We start from the raw sequence: 3,326 nt of genomic DNA on the forward strand, positions 1-3,326 counted from the left end.
CAGGGCGTCGAGCACGTAGCGGCCGTGGCCGGCGGCAATGTCGACGATGCGTACGGGTCGGCCAGCGTCGCGCAGCCGGTCGATGGCCTGGCCGATGAGGCGTTCGAGGTGGGTTTTGCGCACCCGGATGCCGCGCCAGCCAATGCTGTTCAGGAACACGCCATCCACGATTCGGCCGATGGGCGAGAAGCCTTGGCGGCGGTTGCGGTACACGTAGTCGAGGGTGCTGCCCGAGTCGAAGCCAGTGGCCAAGCTCTGCTTGATGCCCGTCGAGAACCGGCCGCCGACGTTAATCCAGAAGCGGCTCATGGCCCAGTAGGCGCGGGCCAGGGCCGAGGCGGCGGGCCGGCTCAGGGCATCGAACTCGGCTTTGGTGAAGCCCTGCTGGTCGGCCGCGAGCAGGCCCGGGGCCGCTACGAGCGCCGCGAATACGCGCTCCACAAACCCGCGTACCAGCGCCACGGCTTGGCTGCGGTCGAGCTCGCCCAACGTGTCGTGGTAGAAGCCATCGAGCACGTGCAGTTCCTTTATTGGGCTGCTGAGGTTGCGGTAGAAAGCCTGCTGCGGCTCGGGGTACACCACTTGGTCGTCGCCCGAAATCAGCACCTGCGTGGGCACGTGGATGGCGGCGGCATCGGCTACCACGCGGTCGGCGGCGGCGTCCACGTCGAGCAGCACGTTCACGGCGATGGGGCGGGTGATGAGCGGGTCGTGGGTGTACGAGCGGATGCGGGCGGGGTCATGGGTGAGCTGGGTGGGCTTCACGTACGACTTCACGAAGAAATTGCCGCGCACCTGGTGCAGCAGCGCCAGCAGCGGGCGGGCGCCGGGCACAATGAGGTTGATTTTAAAGGCTGGGGCCGCCAACACCATGCCCCGCAGGCGCGGGGCGTAGTCGTGCACCCAGGTAGCTACCGTCACGGCCCCGAAACTCTGGCCAATGACGAGCATATTATCAGGCGTAATGCCGTGGGCCGTGGTGATGTGGCGCACGAACGTGTCCACGTCCTTCACCAGCGCGCCGAAGCTGGCGGCCGCACCGCGCTCGCCCAGCGACTCGCCCAGGCCGCGGGCATCCCAGGCGAAGAAGTCGTAGTCGGGCAGGTTCAGCTCATCGACGAGGTGAGCCATGCGCCCGCCGTGCTCGTGGCCGCGGTGAAACAACAGAATGGCTTTTTGGGGCCCGTCCGGCTGGCCGGCCGTGGTAGCGGCCGGCCAGTGGCGGTAGAACAGCGGCATGGCATCGGCCGCGGGAAAGTAGTGCTCGGCGCAGGTGCGCGCGGTTACATAAGCAGAGTCCATGAGCTGGGGGTTTAGGAAATGGGAAAGGGTGTATTTGTTGTCGGAAATGGCGAAAGGGGAATCAAGTGCAACGCCGGGGCTATTCATCGGCCAGGGCGGGCGCGTGCACTTTGTGTTGCAGCCAGGTGAGCTGCTCGCGCAGCCGGTGCAGAAAGTCGAGCTTATCGGCGTAGCCATGCAGGGCCGGGCCCACGGCTACCTTCACATAGAAAGGCACCGGAATGAGCGTGCCTTTGGGCATGGCCTTGCCCAGGCCGTGCAGGTACACCGGAATCACGGGCACCTCGGGGAAGCGCTTGGCCAGGTGCCAGATGCCGGCCTTGAGCTCGGCCATTTCTTCGGGCGCGCCGCGGGTGCCTTCCGGGAAAATCACCAGCACCTTGCCGGCTTCAAGGGCGCGGTAGCAGTCGGCCAGCGGGTCGGGGCCGTCGGGGCAGTTGTGCAGGCTGCCGCGCACCACCGGAATGATACCGATGACGTGCAGCGAAAACCACTTCACCAAGGGGTTCTGGCAGAAGTAGTCGGCGGCGGCAGCGGGCTGCACGCCCGGCACGTGCAGCAGCGGAAACAGCGAGAGTAGCGCCAGAATGTCGAGGTGGCTGTTGTGGTTGGCCGCGATGATGGCCGGCCCCCGGCTGGGCAGCCGCTCGCGGTGCCGCACATGAATGCCCAGCCACAGCCACACCACCGGGTAGGCCACGCACGTCACAAACAGCAGCCGCAGCGGGACTTCGGCCCAACGGCTGGCGGTAATCAGCAGCTTGCTCATGTGGTGAGGTGTGAGGTGTGAGATGGTGAGAGGTTAGGCCGTCATGCTGAGCGCAGTCGAAGCATCTCTACTGCTTCGTTGCAATTCCATTGATTATTAATGAGGTAGAGATGCTTCGACTGCGCTCAGCATGACGGCCTTTCTAGCTTCCCACCTCTCGTTGTCTCACTTCTCAGCTAGTAATAGAAGTAGTAGAGGAAGTGGAAAAACAGCGGGGCCGTGTAAGTCAGCGAGTCGAGCCGGTCGAGGATGCCGCCGTGACCGGGGAGCAGGCTGCCCGAGTCCTTCACCCCGATGTCGCGCTTGATGGCCGAAATCACCACGTCGCCGGTGAAGCCGCAGAGGCTGATGAGCAGGCCCGCCAGCACCGCGTGCAGCGGCGAGAAAGGCGTGAACCAAGGCGCCAGCGCCCAGGCCAGCAGCGTGGTAGTGGCCACTCCGCCCAGCAGGCCCTCCACCGTTTTATTGGGGCTGACGGTGGGGGCCGCTTTGTGCCGGCCCAGCCACTTGCCCCACAGGAACTGGGCCACGTCGTTGAGCTGCGTGAGCACCAGCAGGTAGAACACCAGCATCTCGCCGTGCACCGGGCCGTGGGCACCGGCGTGCACCGGCAGCACCAACAGGTAAGCCAGGTGGCTCAGGCTAAATACCGTCGTCATCAGCCCCCAATGGATGGTGCCCACGGCCCGCAGAAACCCCTTGGTTTCGCCAGCGATAACCATGCGCAGCGGCAGCAGCAGAAACACGTACACCGGGATAAAGATGATGAACATGCCGTACCAGCCGCGCCCCACCCACAGGTACTGCACCGGAATGGCCAGGTAGGCCAGCAGCAGCGCCCCATTATCAATGGGTCGGGTCGGAATCAGCGAGATGAACTCCTTGAAGGCCATGAAGCTGACCAAACCCAGCACCACCACGGCCACTGTGCGGTTGAACCCCAGGGCCAGAAACAGCAGCCCCGCCAGCCACCACCACGTCTGAATGCGCAGCTTCAGCTCGCGAAAGCTGCGGCCAGGGCGGGCCCGCATCAGCCCGGCCAGCACCCCCGAGGCCGTGAGCAGCAGGCCCGTAATGCCCCCGAAAGCGTACCCTAATACATCGTTCATGGCGAGGCTAAGCAGGTAAGAGTGAGGCGGCCCGCAGCGCCTTGCGGGCCCGGTTGCGAATGGTGAGCAGCAGCAGGCCGGCCAGCGCGGCCATCACGTAGTCGAGGTAGGGCGCCACGGGCACGCCCAGGCCCAGCAGCAGTGCC

The 3,326-nt window shown here is 65.2% G+C and carries 3 protein-coding genes; all 3 read right to left on the bottom strand.

What is annotated here, in order from left to right:
- Window positions 1-1,302: bifunctional alpha/beta hydrolase/class I SAM-dependent methyltransferase (locus tag ACYVDE_RS18070; RefSeq protein ID WP_460502950.1), on the bottom strand; the 1,302-nt coding region annotated here is incomplete at its 3' end.
- Between the two features lie 79 nt (window positions 1,303-1,381).
- Window positions 1,382-2,071: a lysophospholipid acyltransferase family protein gene (locus ACYVDE_RS18075; RefSeq protein WP_460502951.1), complete on the bottom strand. Its 690-nt coding sequence runs from the start codon at window positions 2,069-2,071 to the stop codon at window positions 1,382-1,384.
- A gap of 176 nt (window positions 2,072-2,247) precedes the next feature.
- On the bottom strand, window positions 2,248-3,180 hold the full coding sequence (locus ACYVDE_RS18080; protein ID WP_460502952.1) for a phosphatidate cytidylyltransferase: 933 nt from the start codon (window positions 3,178-3,180) through the stop codon (window positions 2,248-2,250).
- Window positions 3,181-3,326: the final 146 nt, after the last annotated feature.

The organism is Hymenobacter agri (assembly GCF_054778495.1).

Bases quoted from the DNA above. Each gene is read 5' to 3' on its own strand.
- ACYVDE_RS18075 (WP_460502951.1), bottom strand. From the start codon at position 2,071: ATGAGCAAGCTGCTGATTACCGCCAGCCGTTGGGCCGAAGTCCCGCTG.
- ACYVDE_RS18080 (WP_460502952.1), bottom strand. From the start codon at position 3,180: ATGAACGATGTATTAGGGTACGCTTTCGGGGGCATTACGGGCCTGCTG.